Origin of the sequence: Bosea sp. F3-2 (assembly GCF_008253865.1) — a bacterium.
In the GTDB taxonomy this organism is placed as follows: domain Bacteria; phylum Pseudomonadota; class Alphaproteobacteria; order Rhizobiales; family Beijerinckiaceae; genus Allobosea.
In genome coordinates, this window is sequence record NZ_CP042331.1 from 1,137,657 (window position 1) to 1,164,046 (window position 26,390).

Consider the following 26,390-nt stretch of genomic DNA (forward strand, 5'->3'; position numbering starts at 1 on the left):
AGACAGGGAACCTGGCTTCCCGGTGCCCATGATCTTTATTCCGGGCGGCACGTTCCGCATGGGGTCTGACGCTCACTATCTGTGCGCACCCGACCACTGCCGCCGCTACCGCCCGGCGGCTCGCCACCCCCAACTCGTCGACACCTCGGCAAGCCATATCGGCTTCCGATGCGTCCGACGAGGAGTTCCAGAGAGCTGAAAGAGGAGGAGATGTCGTGCAACATGGAATTCTCGCTGAAACGAGCAACACCGCTTCCACGGATAGTCGATCCAGGCTGACGTGCCTGCTTGCCGGCGCGCGCGACGCGTCGCGAACGGCTCTGCTGGGCGCGTCCGCGCTGATCTGTGCGGCGGCATTGACACCAGCCGGAGCGCAAGCCCCGGCACAGGCGCCACCACGGCCGAACATCCTCGTGATCATGGGCGACGACGTGGGCTGGTTCAATATTGGCGCCTATCACCGAGGGATAATGTCCGGGAAGACGCCCAACCTCGACAGGCTGGCTGGGCAGGGAATGATGTTCACTGATTACTATGCCGAAGCCAGCTGCACCGCAGGCAGGGCAAGCTTCATCACCGGCGAGATCCCGCTGCGCACGGGCTTAACCACCGTCGGACAAGCGGGTGCGGATGTCGGCATGCCCGCCCAGGCGGCGACGATCGCTTCTGCTCTCAAACCTCTGGGATATGCCACCGGCCAGTTCGGGAAAAACCATCTGGGCGACCTGAACAAGTTTCTGCCGACGCTGCACGGCTTCGACGAGTTCTTCGGTTATCTTTACCACCTCGACGCGATGTCCGATCCGTACTGGTATTCGTTCCCAGACGACCAATCCTACCGCGACAAGGTCGGCCCCCGCAATTTGCTGCACACCTGGGCAACAAACGTGGACGACGCTACCGAAATGCCGCGCTGGGGCAAGATCGGCAAGCAGAGGATCGTGGACGAGGGACCTCTGGCGCCCTTCCCCAACATGGCCAACGTGCCCAACATGCACGACATCACGCCAAAAGCAAAATATGACATGACGACGTTCGACGAAGTGCTGGTCAAGTCGTCGTGCGACTTCATGGACAAGGCCAAAACTGACAGAAAACCGTACTTTGTCTGGCACAACACGACCCGCATGCACGTCTGGACGTTCCTGTCGCCAAAATATCAGGCGCTCATGAACAGCAAGACCAACTACGGCCTTGAAGAGGCGGGGATGGCGCAGCTCGATGACAGCGTCGGCGCTCTGCTGAAATGCGTGGAAGATTCAGGCCAAGCAGACAACACGATCGTGATCTTCACCACCGACAACGGAGCGGAAGTCTTCACTTGGCCCGATGGCGGCATGACCCCTTTCAAAGGGACAAAGGGAACGGTCATGGAAGGCGGCTTCCGGGCGCCTGCGATCATCCGTTGGCCGGGCAAGGTCAAGCCGGGCACGGTCGAGAACGGCATCTTCTCGGCGCTGGATTGGTTTCCGACGCTCCTCGCCGCGGCGGGCAACAGCGACATCACCGGCCAGCTCTTGAAGGGTGTGGCGTTGGGCGACCGGACCTACAAAAATCACCTCGACGGCTACAACCAGCTTGATCTCCTGCAAGGCAATGGCCCGTCTGCGCGGCGTGAGTTCTTCTACTTCGGCGGTCCGCAGCTCGGCGCCGTTCGGATCGAGAACTTCAAGTTCCAGTTCTATCAGCAGCCGCAGGGTTGGCCGGGCGCGAAGGCCACCACCGATATGCCGACCATGGTCAATATCCGCCAGGACCCCTTCGAGCGAACCCCGTCGATCGGTGGCCAGAGCCTCAATGACCTGGGCGGCGGTTACATGAACGACTTCTACGCCCGAGAATTCTGGCGGTTCGTCTCCGTTCAGGAAGAAGTCGCCAAGCTGGCTCGGACCGCGATCGATTACCCGCCGATGCAGGACCCGGCCTCTTTCAATCTGGAAGCTGTGAAACGGCAAATCGATCAGGCAATCAAGAACAAGCCCGGCAACTAGGCAATGCGAAGTGAACGACGGGCAGCTCTATCGGAGCTGCCCCCTGACGAAAGCCACAACGCGGCTGTCCCGAATGGGGCGGCCGCTTCCCTCGCTCTTCGTGCGTACGACTGTCTGCCATGAGCACTCTGAGGCAGTTTGGACAATTTCGATGCCTGGGTCATCGCAGCCGAGCGCAGATGAGACAGAAATCCGGTCGGAGACCGTTTCGCCGGCACCCAGGCGATCGTTGGTGGCTCGGCAATCATACCCACCAGACCTGGTTTCAAAAGGGAGGCACGACAATGACCGTCATTCGATTGATATGCCTGCCGCTCCTCGCTGGCATTGCCCTGTCAGCCTGCCAGACACCGCAGGCCAGGCAGACCGAGCTCGCCCGGATTTGTGCCGATCCCGTCAATCGGCAGCCCAAAAGCGCTTACTGGGCAGAGTGCCAGTCGCTCCGTCCTTCGACGAGTCGGCAACTGCAAAAGGACTACCTACTCGGGGCCCCTACGGGTGATTGAGTTCGATGCCGAGCCGGACCGCAACAGACTGACGCGGCCCGGCTCAGCATGAGGGCCGAACGACGCAAGTGAATGCCTGCTCGCTCTGTGCCCGAGCCTGGCAGGAAAGAAGACCGGGAGGCTGCAATGCAAGCGTTCAGGTCGAGTTGGCGCGTGCAGACCGTAATCATGGGAGGACGTCGTGACGAAATATGCCGTAGCCGGATTTGCGATCGCGTTCGGGCTGGCCCTGGCAGGCTGCCAGTCCACACAACAGGTGGTGCAGCAGAAGGAAGACCTGCTATCGGCGGCCGGCTTCACGCCACAGCCCGCGAACACGCCGCAGCGCATCGCGGCGATGAAGAAGCTGCCGCCCAACAAGTTCGTTCAGCAAACCAAGAACTCACAGATTGTCTACGTCTACGCCGATCCGATCGTCTGCCAATGTGTCTATTTCGGCAACCAGGCAGCCTACGCCCAGTATCGTAGCATGGTGTTCCAGCAGAGGTTGGCCGACGAGCGGCAGATGACCGCCGCGATGATGCAGACCAGCTTCGACTTCGGCCCCTGGGACGCGCCTTTCATGTATTGAGGCGGATTTCTCACGTGTTGACGGGAGACCAACATGAAGCCCACCAACTCCCGGGTCCATCTCAGCCGCCGCGTGCTGCTTGGCACGCTGGCTGCTCTGCCAACTCTCATCCCGCCCCTATGCCTTCCATCATCGTCGGCGAACGCACAGACGGAGCAGCTTCCGTCCTGGAACGACGGTCCGACCAAGACGTCGATCACCGATTTCGTCAGACGCGTCACGACCCGGGGCGATCCCCGGGTGGAAAGCTGACGTTAAGAGCAACGTATCGGCAAATCCGTTCTCGTTCCAGGACAAGACATTCGAAAGAACTGCACTGACAGAGCAGCTAGGCGCGCATCGCCAGACACACCACGCACCAGCCCGTTAGCCCGGCATGAGCCAGCACCGCTGGCCAAAATGCGAGGCCGACTGGCCTCAGGCCCGCCCAAGCAACGACGAGGACCGCGACCACGCCGACATTGTAGAGCAGCAGGGCTGTGACCAACCCTTTGGCCTCGGGGGATGCTTCATCGCGGGCGAGCCAACAGGCAACGCCGAGCGCGAGCAACGCAATCCCCGTCACACGGCCAAGGGTCGTTCCGGCGGGTGTGCCGAGTGCTGCACCCAGCAGCAACTCGACGACCACCGAAGGCGCCAGGAGCAGCCCCAACCCTGTCGCAGCCTCCAGTGCGCCCGTGACTGCGAGCAGTGGCCTGCCGATTCTGCGTTCGGACATGAGCATGTCGACCAAGCGACGCTATTGTTTAGCCTCTTCGATAGGATCCGGCTCTGGTGCTTGCGTAGGTCCCAATTCTGCCTTCGAGTCCGCGACGGCCGTGACCTGCGGCTCAAGCTTGAATGTCAGCTTGTTGATCTTGCCCGTGAACTTGAACGGCGGGTCGTAGCGGTACTCCAGCAGCGCAACCCCGGTGCGAGTGTCCTGGCCGACGTCAAAACTCTCGTCTTCCGGGAAGGTGACAAGCATGGAGTGCTGCATCGATTTCCGATCCACCTCCTGGCCATCGACGTAGAGCACCCCGGTCCCTCCCTTGCCCAGGCCCGGACCGTCCGACTTGAAGTCGAAGGTAATGGTGTGCTTGCCGGCGCTCAATTCCGGTCCCGACCACAGCCGCCGAAACGCCCTCCTTCGGTGACGATCATGCCTTCCGCGCCGCCCTCGGGAACATCGACCTCGGCGGTGATGGTGTAGGACTTGTTCAGGATGCTCGGCGCGGCGCTAGGCGGCACACCGGTCAATTCGCCTGAATAAGTGAAGACAGTTCGCCCGGCCGTGAGACTTGGGCGCGGCGTGTTCCAGCGCAGCAAGGTGGTGTTGTCGAGCGGCAGGACGTTGTACTTCCTCGCCTCCGAATCGAAGAGCGCCCGCAGTTCCTTCACCTCGTCCGGCATCGCGGCCGCACGATCGTTGAACTGGGTGGGATCCTCCTTGAGGTCGTAAAGCTCCCATGTGTACGCGTCGAGATCGGGGGGCGGAGCGGTGCTCAGCTCCCAGGGGCGTGTCACAGGCGTCGTCGCCGCGATCCAGCCGTTACTGTAGATCGCGCGATTGCCCAGCATCTCAAAATATTGCGTCGCGTGCCGCGTCGGGGCCTCAGCGCTGGCCTTGTCCCATGTGTACATCATGCTCACCCCTTCGACAGGGCTCTGCCTGATGCCATTGATCATTTCGGGCTGCGGAATGCCGGTCGCCTCGAGGATGGTCGGGACGATGTCGATGACGTGGTGAAACTGGCGCCGAATGCCGCCGACATCATTGATGTGGCCGGGCCAAGAGATGGCCATGCCCTGGGCGGTCCCGCCGAAATGCGACGGCACCTGCTTGACCCATTTGAACGGCGTGCTCATCGCCCAGGCCCAGGGCGCAGCAAAATGCGGGAATGTCGTGTCCGAACCCCAGAACGGGTACCAGAGAAACTGGGCGTTCACTGGCACGGGGACACCGTTGAAGGTGGTGAACTCGTTCGGCGTGCCGTTGAGCATGCCTTCCGCGCTCGCACCGTTATCGCCGCTGATATAGATGATCAGCGTGTTGTCGCGCTCGCCGAGGTCGGTGACCGCCTGGATGACCCGGCCGATCTCGTTATCGGTGTAGGCGAGATAGGCCCCGTACACGTCGGCCTGCTTGATGAAGAGCTTCTTCTCCAACTCGCCCAGCGAATCCCATTCAGGAAGCTCCTTGGGCCACGGCGTCAGCTTGGCGTGCTGGGGCATGATGCCCAACCGCTTCTGATTGGCGAAAATGGTCTCCCGCAGCTTGTTCCACCCCTCGTCGAACAAGTGCATGTCGCCGATCTTCTTGACCCACTCGGGCGTCGGATGATGTGGCGCATGGGTAACCACCCGGCACATAGTAGACGAAGAACGGCTTGTCAGGCGCGATCTCCTTGAGTTGCTTCATGTGCTGGATGGCTTCGTCGGCCATCGCGGTGGTCAGATTCCAGCCGGGATTGTCCTGGAAGGGATAGATGGCCGTCGTATTGCGATACAGGTTGGGTTGCCATTGGCTCGCGTCGCCGCCGACAAAGCCGTAGAAGTATTCGAAGCCCATTCCGTTGGGCCATTGCTCGAACGGCCCGGCCTGGCTCGACTGGTACGACGGCGTGTTGTGGTTCTTGCCGAACCATGAGGTCGCATACCCGTTCGCCTTGAGGATCGTGCCGATCGTGCCTTTTTCGATCGGGATGATCGAATCATAGCCGGGATATCCGGTCGCGATTTCCCCGACGACGCCAGCCCCCACCGAGTGATGATTGCGCCCCGTTATGATCGCCGCCCGCGTCGGCGAGCAGAGCGCAGTCGAGTGGAAATTAGTATACCGCAGCCCCTGTGCCGCAGATCTTCATCGGCGCCATCCACATTGGCGGCTCCGACAGGCTCCAGACCCTTGAGCAAGCTGGAGGTCTGGGCCTTGCTTGGAAGGTAGCGACTGAGTGAACCTCTCGATCGTACCAATGGCCCTCGCGGCTCTCGCGGAGGTCAGTATCGTTGTTCAGCAGAACCAACGAAGCGATGGACTTGTGATCTGCGCCTTAAGAGAGGGACCGCCGCGAAGCACACATTCTCGAACCGCAGGGGGCCCTGGAAGCAAGCGCAGGTCAATCACCGGGCTGTCCTATGCGGTCGGCTCGTTCCGCCGATCGATAAAGACTGCGAGCTCGCTGCCTCGGTTCGATCGTGGCGACTAGATCTCGATCTCCACGCCGACCTCGACGACCTGCGTTGCCGGGATGTGGAAATGGGCGGCGGAGCGCTCGGCATTGCGCTGCATGAAGGAGTAGAGCGACTCGCGCCACACGGCCATTCCCGCAATGTCCTCGCGCGGAATGATCGTCTCGCGGCCAATATAGTACGACATTTGGTCGAGATCGACGCCCGGCAGAAGGCCGCGATCGGCGCCGCAGCGCAAGCCGTCGGGAATGCGTGGTGTCTCCATGAACCCGAAATGCAGGATCACGCGGGTGACGCCGGGGGCGAGTTCGATGACCTCCATGCGGTCTTCGTCGGATACGCGCGGGATTTCCTCCAGCTTGCCGGTGACAAGAAGAATGCGCTCGTGCAGGGCGTGGTTGTGGCGGACGAAATGCGTGAGCGAGAGCGGAAGCCCGCGGGCGGCCGAGGCCAGAAAGGCGGCAGTGCCCGGCAGGCGCACTGGCGGGTTCGTCGCCAGCATGGCGAGAAACGCCTTCTCCGGCTCCCGTTGGCGGCCGCGCGCCGCCTCCACCAGAGCGAGGCCGCGCCGCCAGGTCAGCATGATCACCACCAACACCAGCGCCAGGACCAGCGGATACCAGCCGCCTTCATGCAGCTTTGGCAGGTTGGCGGAGAAGAAGGCGAGGTCGACCAGCAGGAAGAAGCCGTTGACCGCCACGACAAGGATCAGGCTGTAGCGCCATTTGAGGGCGATCAGCGCTGCGAGTCCGGTGGTGATGGCCATCAGCAACGAGACCGCGATGCCATAGGCGCCGGCCAGCGCATCGGACGAGCGGAACATGAAGACCGAGGTCAGTGTCGCCAGGCAGATCATCCAGTTGACGATCGGGATGTAGATCTGCCCCTTCTGCTCATGAGCCGTGTGCTTGATGTGGACCGCGGGGAAGAGACCGAGCTGCACGGCCTGTTGAGTGAGTGAATAGGCGCCGGTGATCACCGCCTGCGAGGCGATGACGGCGGCCGCCGTGGCAAAGAAGATCAATAGGTAGTGCGCCCAGTCCGGGGCGAGCTGGTAGAACGGGTTTTCGATGGCTGCCGGATCGGCCAGGAGCAAGCCGCCCTGGCCGAAATAATTGAGCATCAGCGCCGGCAGCACGATAGTGAACCAGGCAAGGCGGATAGGCATCGGGCCGAAATGGCCCATATCCGCGTACATCGCCTCGCCGCCGGTCACAGCCAGAAAGGTGGCGCCCAGCACGGCAAAGCCGACGAGCGGGGACGCGTGTGTGATGAAGTCGAGGGCATTGAACGGGTTGAGCGCGACGAGGATGCCCGGTGCCATCAGAATGCCCCGGATGCCGAGAAGGGCGAGCGCCAGGAACCACAGCAGCATGATCGGCCCGAAAAGCCTGCCGATGAAGCCCGTGCCCTTGCTCTGAACGAGGAAGACGCCCATCAGGATTGCGGCGGTCAACGGCACGACGGCCGGCGCCAGCATCGGTGCGTCGACCTTAAGGCCCTCTATGGCGCTGAGCACGGAAATCGCCGGCGTGATGGCGCCGTCGCCATAGAGCAGGGCGGCGCCGACGAGACCGACCACGAGCACATAGGCGCGCATCGAGCCTGGCTTGGCATGGCGTGCCCTGAGCAGCGCCAGCATCGCCATGATGCCGCCTTCGCCGCGGTTGTCGGCGCGCAGGATCAAGATCGAGTACTTGATCGAGATGATCAGGATCAGCGCCCACAGGATCATCGAGACGCAGCCGATCACCGCCTGCGGTTCCAGCGTCCCCCCGGCGCTGGCGGCGCGTGCGGCCTCCTTCAGTGCATAGAGCGGGCTGGTGCCGATGTCGCCGTAGACGACGCCCAGAGCCCCAAGAGCCAGGGCGGGGACGGAGCCGCTGTGATCATGATCGGACGGCATGCCGTCCTGTGACAGAACCTCATGGGCCATGAGCCGTCCCTCCCCATTATGATGGAAATAGGACACGCTGCTGCGCTTGCAGCAAGACAGGATCGGCGCATTTGCTGCACTGCTGCGGCGACTTGAGATTGCTATCGAGCCGCTTTGCCTCCGCTCGCGGTGCGCGGCCTTTCCCGCCACTCGACATGCGGAGATCAACTAGGATCCAAAGGGGACAATGGTAACCTCGTTCCGTCTTATCCATGCTTGTGCCGATAGGGTGCCGCCCCCTCGACCAACGTTCCCGTCCCATTGCCGACTCTCGCCGCCCAATCTCCTTGCTTGAGGGCGGACATTCGGTTGAGCCGGGTCTACAATCACCGTTGGGTCAATGCCTGGCGAGCACCGACGTGGGGCGGCAATATCCATGCGCTGCGCGGCCTGCGACGTAGACAATCTTGCTGCGGCTAAATTCTGCGGGGCCTGCGGCGCGAGTTTGGGCGCGCCGTGTCCACGCTGCGGTCACAGCAACCGCCCGAACAGCCGCTTCTGCATCGAGTGCGGCGAACAATTGGCCGGGCCGACGCCGGCATTCGATCGTGATGCGAAGGCGCCGGCCCCTTCACCATCGAGCTACACGCCCCCACACCTGGCCGAAAAGATCCTCGCCTCTCGGGGTGGGGTCGAGGGCGAGCGAAAGCAGGTGACGGTGCTTTTCGCCGACATCAAAGGCTCGACCGAGCTCATCAGGGAACTGGACGTCGAAGAGGCCCAAACGCTTCTCGACGGCGCCCTCAAGGTCATGATGGATGCTGTCCATCGCTACGAGGGGACAGTGAGCCGCGCCCTCGGCGACGGGATCATGGCTCTGTTCGGTGCGCCGATCGCTCACGAAGACCACGCCCTCCGGGCCTGCTATGCCGCACTGGCGCTTCAGGACGGGATGCGCCGCTACACGGAGCAGGTGCGACGGGCCCATGGGACTCTGGTGGAGGCACGTGTCGGGCTGAACAGTGGTGAGGTGGTCGTACGCATGATCAGCGACGACCTGCACATGGACTACAGTGCCATGGGCCAGACCGTCCATCTTGCGTCACGCCTGGAGCAACTTGCCCGCGAAGGCAGTTGTTTGCTCGCCGCGGACACGCTTGGGCTGGTGGAAGGATACGTTCAGGTCCGGACGGTGGGGCCTGTCGCGATCAAAGGGCTGGACGGACCCGTCGAGCTCTTCGAATTGCTGGGCATCGGTGTCGCACGGACGCGTCTGCAGGCGATGGCGGCCCGCGGCCTGACGCGTTTCGTCGGGCGTGACGCCGAGATGAGCGCAATTCACTCGGCTCTGGAACCAGCGCGTGCCGGTCATGGCCAGGTGATCGCCTTGGTAGGCGAGCCTGGCGTCGGGAAATCGCGGCTCGTCTGGGAGGTCACCCATTCTCACCGCACCCGGGAGTGGCTGGTGTTGGACAGTGGTTCGGTCTCCTACGGCAAGGCCACATCGTGGCTGCCGGTGATCGAAATGCTCAAGGCCCATTGTCGGATCGAGCCCCGTGACGGCTCCCGCATGATCCGCGAGAAGCTCACTGGCAAACTGCTCACGCTGGACCGCGAACTGGAGCCAGACCTGCCGGCCTTTCTGGCCCTGCTCGACGCGCCCGTCGAGGATGAGGCCTGGCAGGCTCTCGATCCGCCGAAACGGCGCCGGCAAACGCTCGACGCGCTCAAACGCCTGCTGCTGCGCGAGAGCCGCGAGCAACCGCTGCTGCTGGTCTTCGAGGATCTGCACTGGATCGATTCAGAGACCAAAGCCCTGCTGGACAGCCTTGTCGAAGGGCTACCCACAGCCCGGATCCTGCTGCTCGTGACTTACCGCCCCGAATGCTCACATAGCTGGGGCGGCAAGACCTACTACACTCAACTGCGGATCGACCCTTTCGGAGAGGACGGCGCCGAGGCGTTGCTGGATGCCCTGCTGGGGACGGCCGGCGACGGTCGAGACGGGGCCGCGTCCCCACTCGCGAAGCAGGATGCGGCGGACGGGCGGAAGGCGCCGCCGCCACGGGACCTGAAACGTCTCCTAATCCGACGAACCGAAGGGAATCCGTTCTTCCTGGAGGAGTGCGTCCGCACGCTGGCCGAAACCGGCGCTCTTGTCGGTGAACGGGGAGCCTATCGGCTGGCGGCGGAAGTCGCGGAAATCCGGGTGCCTGCAACGGTTCAGGCTGTCCTGGCGGCTCGGATCGACCGACTTCCAGCAGATGAGAAGCGACTGCTCCAGACAAGCGCCGTGATCGGCAAGGACGTGCCCTTTGCGCTCTTGCGAGCGATCACCGTCGAAACGGCGGATGCGACGGCACATCCGTCCGAGGAGGAAATCCTGAGGGTCGGTCTGGCCCATCTTCAGGCAGCGGAGTTTCTCTACGAGACCAATCTGTTCCCGGTGCTCGAATTCACGTTCAAGCACGCCCTGACCCATGAGGTGGCCTATGGCAGTCTGCTGCAGGAGCGGCGCAAGGCCCTGCATGCCCGCATCGTCGGTGCCATCGAGACGCTCTATGCCGAGCGACTGGCTGAGCACGTCGAGCGCTTGGCCCACCACGCCCAGCGAGGAGAGTGCTGGGAAAAGGTGGTGAGCTACGCGCGCCAGGCCGGGCACAAGGGCGTGGCCCGCTCGGCAAATCGGGAGGCCGCGGTCTTCTTCGAGCAGGCGCTCGCTGCCCTTGCTCACCGTCCAGAGACGCGTGTCACGCAGGAGCAGGCCGTCGATTTGCGCTTCGATCTGCGACAGCCGCTGCTTCCGCTCGGGGAGTTTCAGCAGATCCTTGACCACCTTCGCAAAGCCGAGGCCATCGCCGAGAGCTTGGGCGACCAGCGCCGGCTCGCTCGCACCCTCTCCTGGCTGTCCTATTCCTACTGCTTCACGCTGGGCGACAACCAGCGCGCCATCGAGACCGGTCAGCGCGCCCTTGCGATTGGCCGCACGCTCGACGACGTCCCGCTCCGCGTCCTGGCAACGTTCTATCTGGCCTTTGCGCACTGGCAGCAGGGTGATTATCGGCAGGCGATCGACGGTTTCAAATGGATCGTGGCCACACTCCAGGGCGAGCTGATCCGTGAGCGCTTCGGCATGACCGGTTATCCAGCGGTGCTCGCTCGCGGCTTGTTGGCCTTGTGCCTGGGCGACACCGGTGAATTCGCAGAAGGACGAACCCATGCCGCAGATGCCATCCAACTCGCGGAAGCCTTTGACCAACCCTTTAGTCAAGCCGCATTGAGAACATGGCTCGCCCATTTCTACATCACACAGGGCGATCTCCCCGCGGCGATGCCTTTGCTCGAGCAGTGTTGCGCACTGGCCGATCGCTGGAACCTCCCGCGCCAAGGTGCCCTTGCCAGCTCACTGTTGGGCGTCGCACATGCCCTTGATGGCCGCCCCACCGAAGCGGTGCCGTTCCTAGAACAAGCAATGACCCAACTCAGCTCCAAGACCGGGTCGGCCGAGATCCGCCTTGGGATTTCGGCCTGTGAAGGCTTTCTGCTGGCTGGCCGGCTGCAGCAAGCAACCCCACTCGCCGATCGCGCCCTGAACGCCGCCAGGGAAAGCAGGGGACGCGCTTACGAGGCGCAGGCGCTCCGCCTTCTCGGTGAAATCGCCGCGCGCCGCGATCCGCCCCACGTCGACGAAGCCGAGTCTCGCTACGGCGAAGCGCAGAAGCTGGCCGAGGAACTGGACATGCGCCCCCTTAGGGCCCAGTGCCATCTCGGTCTCGGTAGGCTCTATCGTCGCACGGGAAGAACGCATGAGGCTCATATTGAGCTGAGGGCTGCCGTCCAGATGCTGCGGGCCATGGAGATGAAGCTGTGGTTGCCGGAGGGTTGTGGCGCGTCTACGACGTGACGAACCGGAGCCCCTGTTACTTGCCCCCAGTTGCCGATGGCAGGGGCGGCTTCAATCGGGCTGCGCCTCAGCGATTACCGACGCGCTAGAACAAATTCCGAGGTCTGCTCGATGGGACCGCCAGGAATGAGGTTGTCGGCGACCGTAATGCGGAGGGTAAACGCGGCCGCTTAGTCAGCGCTATGGGCAAAGCCGTGTAGAGACCGGGGATCTTTTCCGCCATGGACCGGAGAAATCTCGGCTACTCCGTCAGGAAGCGAACTGACCATGACGCTTCGCTCCAGCATCATCGACAGCGAAGCTAGAGCCGGATCCGATCAGGTTGAATCAACCTGATCGGTGAATCCGTCTCTAAACTTAAGTGAGAGAACGCGTTCTCCGATCTGCTGCGTTGCAGTCAGATCGGCGCGTGCTCTAGCGAAACCGATCAAGCGATGGGAGGATGCGGAGCAGTTCCTCCTGCCGGTCCTGTAGGCTGGGCGGAAAGATCAGACGCGCTCCCAGGTTCTCGCGCGTCTCGTCGATCAAAAAGCCGGGACCATCCGTCGAGACCTCGATCAGCAGGCCGTCCGGGCCACGAAAATAGATCGAGCGAAAATAGTAGCGGTCCTTGATCGGGCTAGCGCTGATGTCGAAGCGCTCCTGCAAGCTTTCCGCTATGGCAGCCAGATCGGCGTCGTCTCTGGCGCGGAATGCGACATGATGAATCGCCCCTGCTCCGAGTCTGGGGCGCGGCCGGCCCTGACGTTGGTGCAAACAGAACCATCCGCCAGCATTGCCATGCGCGGAGAATTCGATCCGGTCAGCTTCACGCCCAATTTCCACAAACCCAAGAACATCCGTGAGAAGCCGGGTCATCAGCTCCGTCCCGCGTATACTCAACGTCACTCCTCGGAGCGCGCGAACGGCGAAGGCCAACGGAATATCCGGACATGCCCATGGTGCTCCGGAGGCAAACTCGGAGGCCACGAATGTCAGCACCGTCCGATCGGGATCCTCAAAACTGAGCTGAGGGCTTCCGTCCGGCGCAAGCCCTCGCAGAAATGGCACTTCCGAGGCGGCGAACCGCCTTTCCCACCAGTCGACGGCATCTGGAGCGATGGCGAAAGAGATCGATTCATCGCTGCGCGCCCACTGGCGCGCGTCGACCGCGCTCGACCAGGAAAAAAACGAGAAGCGGCTGCCTGGGCCTCCTTCGGCGTCGCCATAGGTCAGGTGATAAGCCCCGGGATCCTCATGGGTCACGGTCCTCTTCACCAAACGTAGCCCGAGCACCCGCGTATAGAAGTCGAGGTTGCGCGAAGCATTCGTCGCAATGGCCGTGACATGATGCAGTCCGCGCACCGTCATCCTTGCAATCCTCCGCCGTCACGGCGTGGCTGCTCAAACGCCCGGGCTTGGCTGCAATGTGCCAGATTGATCCGCGCCCGCACCGCGATCTCAGAACAGATTTTGACGGGCGTCTTGGATAATGGCGCGGTCATTTGGACGAGAGCGTCGGGCCTCCCTCTTGCTTCGGTAATACTGCGAAATCAATCGGACCAGGTTCCGCAGTAGCAGCTCTGCCGCCCCCGCGCGGCGCAGAAAAATGGCAAATCATGCGGCAGACCGACAAGCCGCCTCGCGGTCCTTGATCTAGGCTCAGGACTCGTTGATCAGAGCCAGAAGATGACGGTAGCGGCGATACAGATTGCCGAGAAGAAGGTGTGGGCGCATCGGTCGTAGCGTGTGGCGATGCGCCGCCAGTCTTTGAGCTTGGCGAAGAGGTTCTCGACCTTGTGGCGCTGGCGATAGAGCGTCTTGTCGTAGGGATAAGGGGTTTTCCGGCTTCTGCTCGATGGAATGCAGGGTTCGATGCCTTTGGCGACCAGCGCCTGGCGGAACGCGGCGCTGTCGTAGCCGCGATCGGCGATGAGGGTTTTGGCTGGCGGCAGGGCCACGAGCACGAGGCTTGCGCCCTTGTGGTCGCTCATCTGGCCTTCCGAGAGCAGCATGATGATCGGGCGGCCGGTATCGTCGCAGACGGTGTGGAGCTTGGAGTTCAGCCCGCCCTTGGTGCGCCCGATACGACGGGGAAGAGCCCCTTTTTGAGCAGGCTCGCCGCCGTGCGGTGCGCCTTCAGATGCGTCGCGTCGATCATGATCCGCTCCGGCTTCGGCCCTTCGCCGGCAAGACCGGCGAAGATGCGGTCGAAGACGCCGAGCCGGCTCCAGCGGATGAAGCGGTTATAGAGCGTCTTGTGCGGGCCATAGTCCTTGGGCGCGTCCTTCCACTGCAGGCCGTTGCGGATGACGTAGACGATGCCGCTCACCACGCGACGATCGTCGACCCGCGGCACGCCATGCGAGAGCGGAAAATGCGGCGATATCCTCGCCATCTGGCGCTCGCTCAGCAAAAACAAATCACCCATCACGGCATCCTCCCAGACACCGTGAATCACAGATCAAACCAATTTAATAGGTCCTGAGCCTAGCTTCTCGAACGAAACCAAAGCGGCAGGTGCCGCACCGCGCGAGAGGCCCGATCCGACATGGCGACAGTAAAGACGAAGGATGGCACGGACATCTACTTCAAGGACTGGGGTACGGGCAGGCCTGTCCTCTTCAGCCATGGCTGGCCGCTGAGCGCTGACATGTGGGACGAGCAAATGCTCGCCGTCGCCTCGGCCGGCTATCGCGGCATCGCCTTCGACCGGCGCGGCTTCGGACGCTCGGGCCAGCCCTGGTCGGGCTACGATTACGACACCATGGCCGACGACATCGCCGTACTCATGGATTCACTCGACCTCAAGGACGCGGTGCTCGTCGGCTTCTCGATGGGCGGCGGCGACATCGTGCGCTATGTCGCGCGGCACGGAGCCGGCCGGGTCTCCAAGCTCGTGCTGATCAGTGCCGTGACGCCGCTGTTCATGAAGACCGCCGACCATGACGGCCCCGACAAGTCGCTGTTCGACGGCATCCGGGCCGGGCTCCTCAGGGATCGCCCGCAGTTCCTCGAGGACTTCAATCCGCTCTTCTACGGAACCGACCGCGGCCAGACGGTCTCGCCCGGCATCTTCAGGCAGACGGTCCAGATCGGGCTGCAGGCCTCGCTCAAGGCCACGATCGACTGCGTCACGGCCTTCTCGGAAACCGACTTCCGGCCCGACATGGCCAAGATCGACGTGCCCACCCTCGTCATTCACGGCGGCGACGACGTCGTCGTGCCGCTGCAGGCGACCGGCGCGCTAGCGGCCAAGATGATCAAGGGCGCGCGGCTCGATGTCTATGAAGGCGCGCCGCACGCGACGACCGTGACGCACAAGGACTGCCTCAACCGTGACCTCCTCGACTTCATAGCAGAGTGAAATCCCGCTGGCCGGAGCGCGGCCTGCGCCTTCGGCTAGTTCCCGGACATTCGGTCGGAGGCGAGCGATGGACCAGAAGCGCTATACCATCCAGGCAAACGGCATCCGCCAGTTCGTCGTCGAGGCCGGCGAAGGTGCGCCGGTCGTCCTTCTTCACGGCTTCCCCGAGACCAACTACGCCTGGCGGTATCAGATCCCGGTCCTGGCGGAGCGCTACAGGGTGATCGCGCCGGACCTGCGCGGCTACGGCGAAACCGACAAGCCAACGAGCGGCTACGACAAGCGCAACATGGCGAAGGACATCCGCGAGCTGATGGCTGCGCTGAACCTGCCGAAGATCGCGCTCGTCGGGCATGATCGCGGCGCGCGCGTCGCCACCCGCTTCGCGAAGGACTATCCGGACCTCGTTAACCGGCTCGTGGTCATGGATAACGTCCCGACCCGGATCGTCGCGCGCGACCTGAATGCGGCCATCGCGAAATCGTACTGGTTCTTCCTGTTCCACCTTGTCCCGGATCTTCCAGAGGCCTTGATCGCTGGCCGGGAGCACATCTGGCTGCGCCACTTCTTCTCCGACTGGACCTATGATCCGTCCACGATTTCCGGCGAGGCCTTCGACACCTATGTGCGGGCTTATCAGGCGCCGGGCGCGGTGCGCGGCGCCATGTCTGACTACCGCGCCAATGCCGAGGATATCGCGCAGGACCTCGCGGACGCCGACGTGAAGATCCAGTGCCCGGTCATGTCACTCTGGGGCAACGATTTCCACGCCGTCGGCCGGCTGTTCGACATGGCCAAGGTGTGGGCGGAGTTCGCCGACGATCTGGTGGCCTACCCCATCGAGAAATGCGGCCATCTCCCCCAGGAGGAGCAGCCTGCGATCGTCAATCAACTCCTGCTCAATTTCCTTGAGGGTTGGGTTGGCTGACACGACGGCCGGCACCGCGCACGTTATCGGCATCAAATTTGGCGAAGGAGCTCGAACCGCAGCTCCTTTGGCTCAAACGCATTCGGTCAGAGGGGGCGCGTCTGCGTCACGTAGATCTCGAAGAAATCGGAAAAGGTCGCAACCCGCAGCGGCAGGCGTTCGTAGGGCGGGTAGTATAGCGTCAGCCACAGATCACCCGGCCGCCACGGCTCCAGAACCGGCACGAGGCGCCCCGCAGCGAGAGCGTCGGCGACGATGAAGCGCGGCAGCAGCGCGATGCCGTCGCCGTTGACGGCCAATTCGGCCAACAGATCGCCGCTATCGGCGCGGACGCGGCCGGCCGCGCGCTGCGTGCTGCCCGCCCCCTCGTGCCGAAGCTCCCAGCTTTCGCCCGCGGGATCGGCGCCATAGGCGAGCAATTCGTGCTCCGCAAGCTCTTCAGGGCTTCCGGGCGTGCCACGCGCCGAAAGATAGGAGGGAGCGGCGACCAGGAGTCGTGGCACGGGGCATAGTTTGCGCCAGATCGTCGATTTGTCCGTCGGCACTCCCGAGATGCGGATGGCGAGGTCAACGCTCCCATCGAGGATATCGACGAAGGCATCGGTCAGGCTCAGCGCCACCCGGACGGAGGGGTGGGCCAACCCGAACTGCGTCAGCATCGACGGCAGCACCTTGAGCCCCAGCGACAGCGGTGCAGCGATGCGCAGAGTGCCCGCGACCAATCCTTGCGTTTCACGCGTCTCCTGCGCTGCCCGCTCCAGCCCTTCGGTGAGCGGGCGCACGCGCTCGGCATAGAGAGCCCCGGCGGCGGTCAGCGCCACCGTCCGCGTCGTGCGGATGAACAGCTGCACACCGAGCCGCGCCTCCAGTGCCGCGACGGCCCGGGTGGCTGCGCTCGGTGTCATGCCCAGAGCGGTTGCGGCGGCGGCGAAGCCGCGCTTTTCGGCCACCGCCAGGAAGACGCGGACCGCTTCCAGTTCGCCGATCACCAGGCACCTCCATTATCGCGATTCTTGCAATAATAAGGTGAGAAATTCATCTATTCAAGCAACGGAAGGATTGGCCCATCTTTCGGAGGAAGCCGGGGCGACGCCCTGGCCCAGGAATTCGGAGGCAAAGCCATGCTCAAGCAGATCAAGGGTCTTCATCACGTCACCTCGATGGCGGCAGATGCCCAGACCAACAATAGCTTCTTCACCCACACGCTCGGCCTGCGCCGCGTCAAGAAGACCGTCAATTTCGACGCTCCGGACGTCTACCACCTCTATTATGGCGACGAGATCGGAACGCCTGGAACGGTGATGACCTACTTTCCTTTCCCGCATATCGCCAAGGGGCGGCGCGGGACGGGCGAGGTCGGCGAGACGCAGTTCGCAGTACCGCCGGAAGCCCTGCCCTATTGGAAGGAGCGGCTCGAGAAGGCCGGCGTCGGCGGGCTCGGCGAGGCGACCCTGTTCGGCGAGAAGCATCTGCGCTTCCAGGGGCCGGACGGCGACAATTTCTCCCTGGTCGGCATCCAAGACGACAAGCGCCTCCCCTTTGCAGACGGGCCGGTTCCGTCCTCCGAGGGCGTTCACGGCTTCCGCGGTGTCACCCTGCGCCTGCGCGACGAGGGGGCAACGGGCGAGTTGCTGAAGTTCATGAACTACGAGGTGGTCGACAAGCAGGATGCGGTCACGCGCTATGCGGTGCCGGGCGGCAATGGAGCCGACATCGTCGATATCGAGACGCTGCCGGGCGCCGACGGCGCCAGGCAGGGTGCAGGCTCCGTGCACCATGTTGCCTTCGCCGTCGATAACAAGGCCGCCCAGGCGGAGGTACGCAAGGCCCTGATGGATACCGGCTATCAGGTCACCCCGCAGATCGACCGCGACTACTTCTGGGCAATCTATTTCCGGTCGCCCGGCGGCGTACTCTTCGAGGTGGCGACCAACGAACCCGGCTTCGCACGGGATGAGGACACCGCCCATCTCGGCGAGGCGCTGAAGCTGCCGCACCAGCACGCTCATCTGCGCGAGCAGATCGAGCGCGTCCTCCCCCCGATCAAGGACTGAGCCGAACCAACGACCCGCCCCCGCGGCGGGTCGCCATACACGCCCAACAAGGAGCTGCCCCCCGATGAACGCCCAGGTGGACATGACGTCCGATGCGAACGCCTACCACCACTACGCCAAGCCGGCGGAGCCCGGCGCGCCGCTGGTCTTCGCCTTCCACGGCACGGGCGGAGACGAGAGGCAGCTCTCTGGCCTCGTATCGCAGATCTTGCCCCGCGCCGGGATCGTCGCCCCCCGCGGTGACGTGTCCGAACATGGCGCGGCCCGCTTCTTCCGCCGCAACGGGGAAGGTGTGTACGACATGCCGGATCTCGCCGCACGCACGCAGAAGATGATCGGCTTCGTCCGTGCACATCGCGCGGCGAATCCCGGGGCCAAGGTCTATGGAATCGGCTATTCGAACGGTGCGAACATCCTCGCCTCCACCATCTTCGCCGCTCCCGGGCTGTTCGACCGCGCTGTGCTGATGCATCCGCTGATCCCCTTCGAGCCGGCACCGCAGCCGGAATTGTCGAAGGTCGACGTGCTGATCACCGCGGGCCGCCGCGATCCGATCTGCCCGGCGCCACTCACGGAGCGGCTGGAAAGATGGCTCCTCGGTCAAGGCGCCAAGGTCGAGATGCTGTGGCATGAGGGGGGCCACGAGATGCGCGAGGCCGAAATCGTCGCCACCGCGCACTTCCTATCCGTGTAAAGGCGCCGGCCCCGTCGTCGCTCGTCAGCAATGGGCGGCCTGCATCGCTGCGGCCGCCTGTCGATTGCACGCGTTCGAACGCGGCAACGATCAACTTGGCCGCAGGCGCGCGGGATCCCCGGCCCAGCGGTGCCGGGATTCCGGTTAGTCGGTGCTTCCAGCCTGTATCGGCGTGAGCGGAGGTTTGGTTCGCCAGCTTCCACGGCGCCCTTCCTCCTGCCCCACGGCAAAGAGCTGCTGCATGTAATCGCGATCGAACTCGGATTTGGCGCTCAAGGTGAACCGATCCGGGATCGCCGCATAGAACAGCCTGGCGCGCGCGGCCGTCGTTTGCAGCTGCAGCCTGACCAAGTCGGAAACCGTCTGGTATTTGACGAGTGTCTCGATGGCGCGCCGGGCGATCCCGATCACCGTTTCCTCGGTCGTCGCATATTGCGGAAGCAGTCGCCCGTTGCGGATCAGATAGAGCGTCCGCGAGCGGGTGCCGCCGAAGCGCCGGCGCTCGAAACGGCTGAGCCCGATGTCAGGCGGGGCAAAGAAAATCTGCGCCACCGTCCCGCCATCGACATGCAATTCCTCCCGACGCGCACCGTCCACCTGCACATCGATCCGTACAGGCGGAAACACGGCCGGAATCGCGGCCGAAGCAAGCAGGATGTCGATCATGCGCTCGCGGCGTTCGGGCCACTGGCTTGCGGCGACCGCCGAAAGATCCCAGACCACGGGGCGCTGAGCGTCGATATTGGTGGTCTGGATCAGGAGGCGCCGACCGCGTTGGTATTCCGTCGCGATCGCCTCGATCATTTCGTCGATGAGATAGCGGCTGATCAGCCTGCGCAACGGCGCGCTGTCGTAAAGGCCGCGGCCAATCACGCCCGCCAGGCCGAGGCTGTTGTAGATATCGCTGTCGCCGTAGAGGGTGAAGACCTCCTGCAGCTGCCCGTCATAACGGGGGCCGAGGAAAGCGAAGGGAGCCGCCAGCGCGCCCGTGCTGACGCCGGTCACGACCTCGAACTGCGGGCGGTCGCCCCGCTCGGTCCATCCCGTCAGATATCCGGCAGCAAATGCCCCATCCGCGCCACCTCCGGAAATCGCCAGAAAATCGGCATGCCGCAAGGCGCTGGCCGGCCGCCGCCCCGACAGAACCGCCTGGTATGCCTGCTCGTATTGCCGCTCGATGACGGAGCGGATTTCCGGGGTGACCAAATCACCCCAGAAGCGAGCGAGGTCGACATGTTCGACACGTGCAGCAGAGGCAAGGGAGGCAGGGACAGAAGCCCGGTCCGAACCGCCGACGCAACCGGATGCGAGCGCAACCGATAGGAGCACCGCGCATAAGCGGCGCTTGCGGATTTTTTTCGTTGGCGGCGACGGCATGGCCTTCCCCCCGGGGCTCGTGCCAAAGGCTTCGGCGTCTAGCTCGGCTTGATCATGTCGCGGGCATAGGCCAGGCCAATGCCGTAGCCGCCGGCGTGATCCTCGACGATGGCGCGGGCGCCGTCGTAAGTGTCGTGGCGAGTCCAGTCCCGCTGCAGTTCCAGCAACACCTGGATCCAGCTCGTCATCAGGATTCCGGCAGATTCCATGCGCCGCAGCGCGAGTTCGTGGCTCTGCGGCGTCAGGCCGCCACAGGCATCCCCGACGACGAAGACCTCATAGCCTTCCTCAGCAGCGGAAAGCGCAAGCATCGTGACGCAGGCTTCTGTCAGCAGGCCGGAGACCAGAAGTCGCCTGCGGCCTGTCGCGATGATGGCGTTGCGCGCGGCGTCGTCCTCCCAGGCGTTCATGCTGCGCCGGTCGATTGGCACGACCTCCGGGATGTAACGGTGCACGGCCGGCATCATCGGGCCGCTATAGACCTTGGTCGCGGAAATCGATGCGACGATCGGCAGCCCGAACACCTTGCCCGTCCGCGCCAGTCCCGACGCGTTGTTGAGCAGCGTCTGGCGATCCTCCGAGCCGACGCCGAAGGCGAGCCCGGCCTGCTGGTCCACGAAGACGAGCGCGCAGTTGTCCTTGTCGAGAAGCGACTTCACCATGATCCGATCCTCCCCGGCGGCCGGCTCCTATGGGGTCTCGGAGCAGGCGCGCGCTTGGCATATTGGGGGCCATGCCGCTGCGGGCGCCGGTGCGCCCGCAGCGGCATCATCGCTCGCTCAGCTCACCTTGGCGGCGTTCGGCCCGATGGTCTCGCCATGGGCGACGCGCTCGGGCGCGTCGTGGACCATGGTGTAGGCGTAGTCGACGCCCATGCCATAGGCGCCGGAATGCTCCTTCACGATCGCCATGACCGCATCATAGGTCTCGCGATGCGCCCAGTCGCGCTGCCATTCGAGCAGCACCTGCTGCCAGGTCACCGGCACGGCGCCGGCCTGCACCATGCGGTCCATCGCGTATTTATGCGCGTCGCTGGAGGTGCCGCCGGAGGCATCCGCCACCATGTAGATTTCGTAGCCTCCTTCCAGCATGGCGCAGAGCGCGAAGGTGGTGTTGCAGACCTCGGTCCACAGGCCGGAAACCACCACCTTCTTGCGGCCGTTGGCGGCCAGCGCATCGCGCACGTTCTGGTCGTCCCAGGAGTTCATCGAGCTGCGCTCGAGGATCTTGTTCTGCGGGAACACCGCCAGCAGCTCCGGATAGGTATGGCCGGAGAAGCTGTTCGTCTCGACCGTGGTGATCGTCGTCGGGATGTTGAAGGCCTTCGCCGCCTTGGCCAGGCCGACGACGTTGTTCTTCAGCACCTGCCGGTCGATCGACTGGACGCCGAACGCCATCTGCGGCTGCTGGTCGATGAAGATGAGCTGACAGTTCTTCGGGGTCAGGACTTCCAGGTACTTGGACATGGTGCTCTCCGGATAACGATCCGCTGATCAGACGTCTGGCAAGGCTGTCGCCCTTGTGCGGGCGACAGCACTATCACTGGGAATGGGCCGTTCGGATTGTCGATCTGCTGCGCGGATTGACGATTTCCGCGAAGACCGTTCCATCTCTCTAGAAGATCAGAGTAGCCCAGCCGGCGGCAAAGGACCCTGAGACGCCTCCTGCCTGCTGGATGCGTTGACCGGGCTCGTAAGCGACATAAGTGCCACCGAGAGTCAGGTGCTCTGTCGGGCTCCATTCCAATGTGGTCGATATCTGATGGCCGAGATAGCGGCCCGCGCCGCCTGCGGTGCGCGGAACGGGCGTGATCGCCGGACCGTAGAAGGCGTCGGCCTTGGCCTGTTTCCAGAGCGGGTTCCAGCCGACGGTCAGCTTGACCTTGGGCAGGAGCGTCAGCGTGATGTTGGGCTGGATGTCGATGAGGTTGGCCGGCGCCGTCAGATTGGCTTCGGAGAAATAGGGCAGTTTCGGGAAGAGCGGGTTGAAGGTGCCGAGCGTGTTGTCGCGCAGATTGCCGTCGCCGCTGATCGCGTCGGCATTGAAACCCAGCCGCGGCGCGAAGGGCAGATCCGTGAAGGTGTAGCCGAACTCGCCGGAAACGGTCCAAGCGCGAATATCGGAGCGCCCGAAATGGCCGAACTGCCAGGCGGCCTCGACATTCCAGTCGAAGCCGCTCGCCTTGCCGAAGAGCCGGGTGCCGACTGTTTGGCGATGCTCGTCCGCCGTGCCCTGAGCGAAGCGGGCGTTCTGCCGGTTCAGGCCGAGATAGTAGAGATCGGCCTTCAGCGCGGGGATGCCCGGGACCGGGCTCGTGCCATAGACGCCCCAGAACGCCTGCCCGGGGTCGGACTTGTCGTCGAACAGGCCGGTCAACGGCAGCACCGGCCGCACCAGGAAGGCGTCGATGCGCGCTTCAGGTGAGGTGATCCAGGCGGCGCGGATGCCGTCGAAGGCACGCCGCACGTTCGGGCTCTCTCGCACTGAGACGAGACGAGACGAGCCGAAGCTCATTTCCTGCCGCCCGCCACGCAGCATCAGATTGCCGGTCGGGATCGGCAGGCTCAGCTCGCCATAGCCCTGCAGGAAGTCGAGCCGGTCGAGCTGGGTCGCCGGCGGCGGCCCGTTCCAGATCGGCGCCTGGCCGCTGACGAACTGGACGAAGGTGCGCAGATAAGGCCCCAGGCGCAGATCCGCCGAGAGGAACGAGCGGATCAGCAGGCCGTTGTTGTGCTCAGGCAGTGCCAGCCCGAAGACGGGATGGCGCGAAAATTCGGAGCGGACGCGCAGTTGCCCGCCGAGGCTGAGCTTGACCGCGCCGTCCGGCGTCAGGGGAATGTCCTTGAGGGCCGCGAACGGGTCGCGCTCGGGCACGGGATCGGGCGCCGTGGCCTTGGTCTGCGCGACGGCAAAGCTGCTCAAGGCGAGCCAGCACAGTCCCGCCGGTGCGATCGAGCGCAGCCACCTCATGCCGTTACACCTTGCCTGGGCCCGATGGCACGGAAGATGTCGATGCCAAGCGAGTTCAGCGCCACGGCGCTTTTGAGGTCGACCTTGCCGACGAGCTCGGGCACGACCGCTTGCCAGGTCGGCGCCATCAGCGCCGCACCGATATTGCCGATGATGGTCGCCGCCCAGAGCACGGCGAAGACGGTCTGGCGCAATGGCGCGAAGCTGGAAGTTGCGGCCGGAGATGTGGTGACGCTCATCGGTTCGCCTCCTTCTTGCGGGCGAGGTCGTCGAGCGCGACCAGGATGAAGCCGCCGATCAGGCCGAGATGTTCGAAGAAGGCGTTCATCGCCATCATCCGCCCTTGGCCCTCCGGCATCTCCCAGAAGCGCACGGCGATGAAGGTCGCAACCAACGTGAAACCGGCAAGCGCCAGCGCCGCGAGCCAGCGCCAGCGGCCGATCAGGATCAGCGCGCTCGCGCCGAGTTCGAAGACGATCACGCCGACGGCGAAGGGCGGCGCGGGTGACAGGCCGAAATGGGTCATCTCGGCGATGGCGCCCGGAAAATCGAGGATCTTGGTCACCGGCCCCTGGATATAGGCGGCACAGAGCAGGAGCAGCGCGAACCAGCGCAGCGCGCCCGTTCGCGGCACCGCCGCGCGATGGTCGTTCCCCGCCATCTCACACCGCCCAGCAGGCGCAGCCGAGCGCGCCCCAGAAGCTGCGCAGATCGCCGACCGGCAGCGTGCTCGACCAGGCGCCGGCATGGTCGTGGCCATGGACGTTGCAGGAGCTGGCACAGCCGCAATTCGTCATGGCCGTACGCCGCAGCGAGTTCTTGCCGGCGCCCTCCGGCTCGCCCCAGGCGGCATAGCCCTTGAAGGTGCGCACCGGCGACCAGTCCGGCATCGCCGGCGGCGGCGTGCTCTCGTCGAGCTTGGCGAACTCGCGCGCGCCATAGACGACCTTGCCGCCGACGATGGTGAGGTCCGCGCTGATGAACGAGATCTCGTCCTCCGGGCAGGCGAAGAAGTCGCGATCGGGCACGATCAGGTCGGCGAACTGGCCGACCGCGATCTGGCCCTTCTTGCCCTCCTCGTTCGAGAACCAGGTGACCTTCTCGGTCATCATCCTGAGCGCCGTCTCGCGGTCGAGGCAGTTGCGCTGCGGCGTGAGGCGCAGGCCCCCGACGGTCTTGCCGGTGACCATCCAGGACAGCGAAACCCAGGGGTTGTAGGAGGCGACGCGGGTGGCATCGGTGCCGGCCGAGGTCCTGACGCCCTTCTCCAGCAGGCGCGCCACCGGCGGCGTCGCCTCGGCGGCAGCCGCACCATAGCGCTCGACGAAATACTCGCCCTGATAGGCCATGCGGTGCTGCACGGCGACGCCGCCGCCGAGCGCGGCGATACGGTCGATCGAGCGCTCCGAGATCGTCTCGGCATGGTCGAAGAACCAGTTCAGCCCCTTGAGCGGAATGTCCTTGTCGACCTTCTCGAAGACGTCGAGGGCGCGCGAGATCGTCTCGTCATAGGTGGCGTGCAGGCGCCAGGGCCAGCGGTTCTCGGCGAGGATGCGCACGACGCCTTCGAGATCGCCCTCCATCTCGGGCGGCATGTCCGGGCGCGGCTCGCGGAAATCCTCGAAATCGGCGGCGGAGAAGACCAGCATCTCGCCGGCGCCGTTATGGCGGAAATAATCGTTGCCCTGCTTGTAGGTCGAGGTCTTCGTCCAGTTGAGGAAGTCGTCCTTCTCCTGCTTCGGCTTCTGCGTGAACAGGTTGTAGGCGAGGCGGATGGTGAGCTGGTTGTCGTCCGAGAGCTTCTGGATGACGGCGTAGTCGTCCGGATAGTTCTGGAAGCCGCCACCGGCATCGATCGCGCCGGTGACGCCGAGCCGGTTGAGCTCGCGCATGAAATGCCGGGTCGAGTTGACCTGATAATCGAAGGGCAGCTTCGGCCCCTTGGCCAGCGTCGCGTAGAGGATGGCGGCATTGGGCCGGGCGAGCAGCAGCCCGGTCGGATTGCCATTGGCGTCACGCGTGATCTCGCCGCCGGGCGGCTGCGGCGTGTCCTTGGTATAGCCGACGGCGCGCAGCGCGGCGGCGTTGAGCAGGGCGCGATCATAGAGATGCAGGATGAAGACCGGCGTCTCCGGCGCGACCGCGTTGAGCTCCGCGATCGTCGGCAGGCGCTTCTCGGCGAACTGATGTTCGGTGAAGCCGCCGACGACGCGCACCCATTGCGGCGGCGGCGTCACCGCGACCTGGCGTTTGAGCATGCTCATCGCATCAGTCAGCGAGCGCACCCCGTCCCAGCGCAGCTCCATGTTGAAGTTCAACCCGCCGCGAATGATGTGCAGGTGGTTGTCGATCAGGCCGGGCAATGCGCTACGGCCCTTCAGGTCGATGAGCTTCGTATTCGGCCCGGCATGAGCCATCGCCTCGGCCTCGCTGCCGACGGCGAGGAACACACCGTCCCTGACCGCGACTGCGCCCGCGGTCGGGTTGCTGCGGTCGAGCGTGGTGAAGCGGCCATTGCGGAGGATGAGATCGGCGGTCATGGGGCGAGATCCTTGGCCGGGAGTTTGGGCGACGGCGCTGCCGAAAAGGCCGGTCAGAGCTCCGGCTGCAGCACCAAAGGTGGTTTGACGTCGCGTCGGCATCAGCTGCGCTCCTTTTGCGACATCTCTTGCGGGGGCTTCGCACCACCGGGCAGATGGCCGAAGACATGCGGCTTGACCTGATGCTCCCAGGACTGCGCCGCCGGCGCCTTGGCCCAGAAGCCCCGCAGCAGCGGCGGCAGCTGCTCGCCGATCAGGATGCCGAGCAATCCGACCAGCGCCACCACCGGCGGCGCCGGTGAACGCACATTGATCAGGCTGTAGATCACCCCGACCAAAAGGCCGGCGCCCAACGAAAGCAGATAGATTCTCGTCATCGAACTTTCCGTCCGGGCCGGGGTGTCGAGCCCCGGACGCCAATCATGTCCGTGGAGGCTGGCGGTCAGACCGATCGATGTCTTG

20 protein-coding genes and 3 pseudogenes are annotated in these 26,390 nt (G+C 64.1%); 9 read left to right on the forward strand and 14 right to left on the reverse strand.

Annotation, left to right across the window (positions count from 1 at the left end):
• Positions 1 to 76 precede the first annotated feature (76 nt).
• The 4 genes and pseudogenes from FQV39_RS33610 to FQV39_RS05275 all read left to right on the forward strand — a co-directional run.
• A pseudogene (locus FQV39_RS33610) lies at positions 77 to 199 on the forward strand (formylglycine-generating enzyme family protein); the annotation flags it as partial.
• 121 nt (positions 200 to 320) lie between these two features.
• Positions 321 to 1,991 (forward strand): arylsulfatase, encoded by a 1,671-nt coding sequence (locus FQV39_RS05265; protein ID WP_149133671.1) that lies wholly within the window; start codon positions 321 to 323, stop codon positions 1,989 to 1,991.
• A 687-nt stretch (positions 1,992 to 2,678) separates the two neighbouring features.
• Positions 2,679 to 3,068, forward strand: a complete 390-nt coding sequence (locus FQV39_RS05270) for a hypothetical protein (protein ID WP_248313059.1) — start codon at positions 2,679 to 2,681, stop codon at positions 3,066 to 3,068.
• Between the two features lie 33 nt (positions 3,069 to 3,101).
• Positions 3,102 to 3,320: a hypothetical protein gene (locus FQV39_RS05275; RefSeq protein ID WP_149129338.1), complete on the forward strand. Its 219-nt coding sequence runs from the start codon at positions 3,102 to 3,104 to the stop codon at positions 3,318 to 3,320.
• A gap of 76 nt (positions 3,321 to 3,396) precedes the next feature.
• Here the strand turns inward: FQV39_RS05275 and FQV39_RS05280 are convergent, their stop codons facing one another.
• The 3 genes and pseudogenes from FQV39_RS05280 to FQV39_RS05290 all read right to left on the reverse strand — a co-directional run bounded on the left by FQV39_RS05280 (position 3,397) and on the right by FQV39_RS05290 (position 8,145).
• On the reverse strand, positions 3,397 to 3,786 hold the full coding sequence (locus FQV39_RS05280; protein ID WP_149129339.1) for a hypothetical protein: 390 nt from the start codon (positions 3,784 to 3,786) through the stop codon (positions 3,397 to 3,399).
• Positions 3,787 to 3,807: 21 nt separating this feature from the next.
• Positions 3,808 to 5,910, reverse strand: a pseudogene (locus FQV39_RS05285) (arylsulfatase); the annotation flags it as partial.
• A 342-nt stretch (positions 5,911 to 6,252) separates the two neighbouring features.
• Positions 6,253 to 8,145: a potassium transporter Kup gene (locus FQV39_RS05290; protein ID WP_149133673.1), complete on the reverse strand. Its 1,893-nt coding sequence runs from the start codon at positions 8,143 to 8,145 to the stop codon at positions 6,253 to 6,255.
• Between the two features lie 406 nt (positions 8,146 to 8,551).
• Here FQV39_RS05290 and FQV39_RS05295 point away from each other — a divergent pair, with 406 nt between their 5' ends.
• Positions 8,552 to 12,019, forward strand: coding sequence for an adenylate/guanylate cyclase domain-containing protein (locus FQV39_RS05295; RefSeq protein WP_187640178.1), 3,468 nt, complete (start codon positions 8,552 to 8,554; stop codon positions 12,017 to 12,019).
• 414 nt (positions 12,020 to 12,433) lie between these two features.
• Here FQV39_RS05295 and FQV39_RS05300 read toward each other — a convergent pair whose 3' ends face one another.
• Positions 12,434 to 13,369, reverse strand: a complete 936-nt coding sequence (locus tag FQV39_RS05300; RefSeq protein WP_149129341.1) for a VOC family protein — start codon at positions 13,367 to 13,369, stop codon at positions 12,434 to 12,436.
• A 305-nt stretch (positions 13,370 to 13,674) separates the two neighbouring features.
• Positions 13,675 to 14,429 (reverse strand): IS5 family transposase gene (locus FQV39_RS05305; protein WP_149129006.1). Its coding sequence is split into 2 segments (ribosomal slippage): positions 13,675 to 14,096 and positions 14,096 to 14,429, totalling 756 coding nucleotides; the frame shifts between segments, so codons are not numbered across the junction.
• Positions 14,430 to 14,549: 120 nt separating this feature from the next.
• On the opposite strand from FQV39_RS05305, the gene FQV39_RS05310 reads away from it, so the two are divergent.
• Complete coding sequence (locus FQV39_RS05310; RefSeq protein WP_149129342.1) at positions 14,550 to 15,365, forward strand: alpha/beta fold hydrolase; 816 nt, start codon at positions 14,550 to 14,552, stop codon at positions 15,363 to 15,365.
• Between the two features lie 67 nt (positions 15,366 to 15,432).
• Positions 15,433 to 16,293, forward strand: coding sequence for an alpha/beta fold hydrolase (locus FQV39_RS05315; RefSeq protein ID WP_149129343.1), 861 nt, complete (start codon positions 15,433 to 15,435; stop codon positions 16,291 to 16,293).
• A gap of 86 nt (positions 16,294 to 16,379) precedes the next feature.
• Here FQV39_RS05315 and FQV39_RS05320 read toward each other — a convergent pair whose 3' ends face one another.
• Positions 16,380 to 17,279: a LysR family transcriptional regulator gene (locus tag FQV39_RS05320; protein ID WP_149133674.1), complete on the reverse strand. Its 900-nt coding sequence runs from the start codon at positions 17,277 to 17,279 to the stop codon at positions 16,380 to 16,382.
• Between the two features lie 135 nt (positions 17,280 to 17,414).
• On the opposite strand from FQV39_RS05320, the gene FQV39_RS05325 reads away from it, so the two are divergent.
• Entirely contained in the window at positions 17,415 to 18,347 is a 933-nt protein-coding gene (locus FQV39_RS05325) for a VOC family protein (protein WP_149129344.1), read from the forward strand.
• 64 nt (positions 18,348 to 18,411) lie between these two features.
• Positions 18,412 to 19,041 (forward strand): alpha/beta hydrolase, encoded by a 630-nt coding sequence (locus FQV39_RS05330; RefSeq protein WP_472840624.1) that lies wholly within the window; start codon positions 18,412 to 18,414, stop codon positions 19,039 to 19,041.
• A gap of 144 nt (positions 19,042 to 19,185) precedes the next feature.
• Here FQV39_RS05330 and FQV39_RS05335 read toward each other — a convergent pair whose 3' ends face one another.
• The 8 genes and pseudogenes from FQV39_RS05335 to FQV39_RS05370 form a co-directional block, all read right to left on the reverse strand.
• The gene (locus FQV39_RS05335) at positions 19,186 to 20,247 is read right to left on the reverse strand and encodes a patatin-like phospholipase family protein (RefSeq protein ID WP_187640179.1); all 1,062 of its coding nucleotides are present in this window, start codon (positions 20,245 to 20,247) and stop codon (positions 19,186 to 19,188) included.
• Between the two features lie 209 nt (positions 20,248 to 20,456).
• The gene (locus tag FQV39_RS05340; protein ID WP_149129346.1) at positions 20,457 to 21,080 is read right to left on the reverse strand and encodes a hydrolase; all 624 of its coding nucleotides are present in this window, start codon (positions 21,078 to 21,080) and stop codon (positions 20,457 to 20,459) included.
• Between the two features lie 117 nt (positions 21,081 to 21,197).
• Positions 21,198 to 21,884 (reverse strand): hydrolase, encoded by a 687-nt coding sequence (locus FQV39_RS05345; protein WP_149129347.1) that lies wholly within the window; start codon positions 21,882 to 21,884, stop codon positions 21,198 to 21,200.
• Positions 21,885 to 22,032: 148 nt separating this feature from the next.
• The gene (locus FQV39_RS05350) at positions 22,033 to 23,388 is read right to left on the reverse strand and encodes an alginate export family protein (protein WP_149129348.1); all 1,356 of its coding nucleotides are present in this window, start codon (positions 23,386 to 23,388) and stop codon (positions 22,033 to 22,035) included.
• A gap of 8 nt (positions 23,389 to 23,396) precedes the next feature.
• Positions 23,397 to 23,540 (reverse strand): annotated as a pseudogene (locus tag FQV39_RS34345) (MFS transporter); the annotation flags it as partial.
• A gap of 83 nt (positions 23,541 to 23,623) precedes the next feature.
• Positions 23,624 to 24,049, reverse strand: coding sequence for a DoxX family protein (locus tag FQV39_RS05360; protein WP_149129349.1), 426 nt, complete (start codon positions 24,047 to 24,049; stop codon positions 23,624 to 23,626).
• Position 24,050: 1 nt separating this feature from the next.
• Positions 24,051 to 26,030 carry an amidohydrolase gene (locus FQV39_RS05365; RefSeq protein WP_149129350.1) on the reverse strand — a complete coding sequence of 660 codons (1,980 nt, stop codon included), beginning with the start codon at positions 26,028 to 26,030 and terminating at the stop codon, positions 24,051 to 24,053.
• Entirely contained in the window at positions 26,030 to 26,305 is a 276-nt protein-coding gene (locus tag FQV39_RS05370) for a XapX domain-containing protein (protein ID WP_149129351.1), read from the reverse strand. The genes FQV39_RS05365 and FQV39_RS05370 overlap by 1 nt, the downstream gene beginning before the upstream one ends.
• Positions 26,306 to 26,390 lie beyond the last annotated feature (85 nt).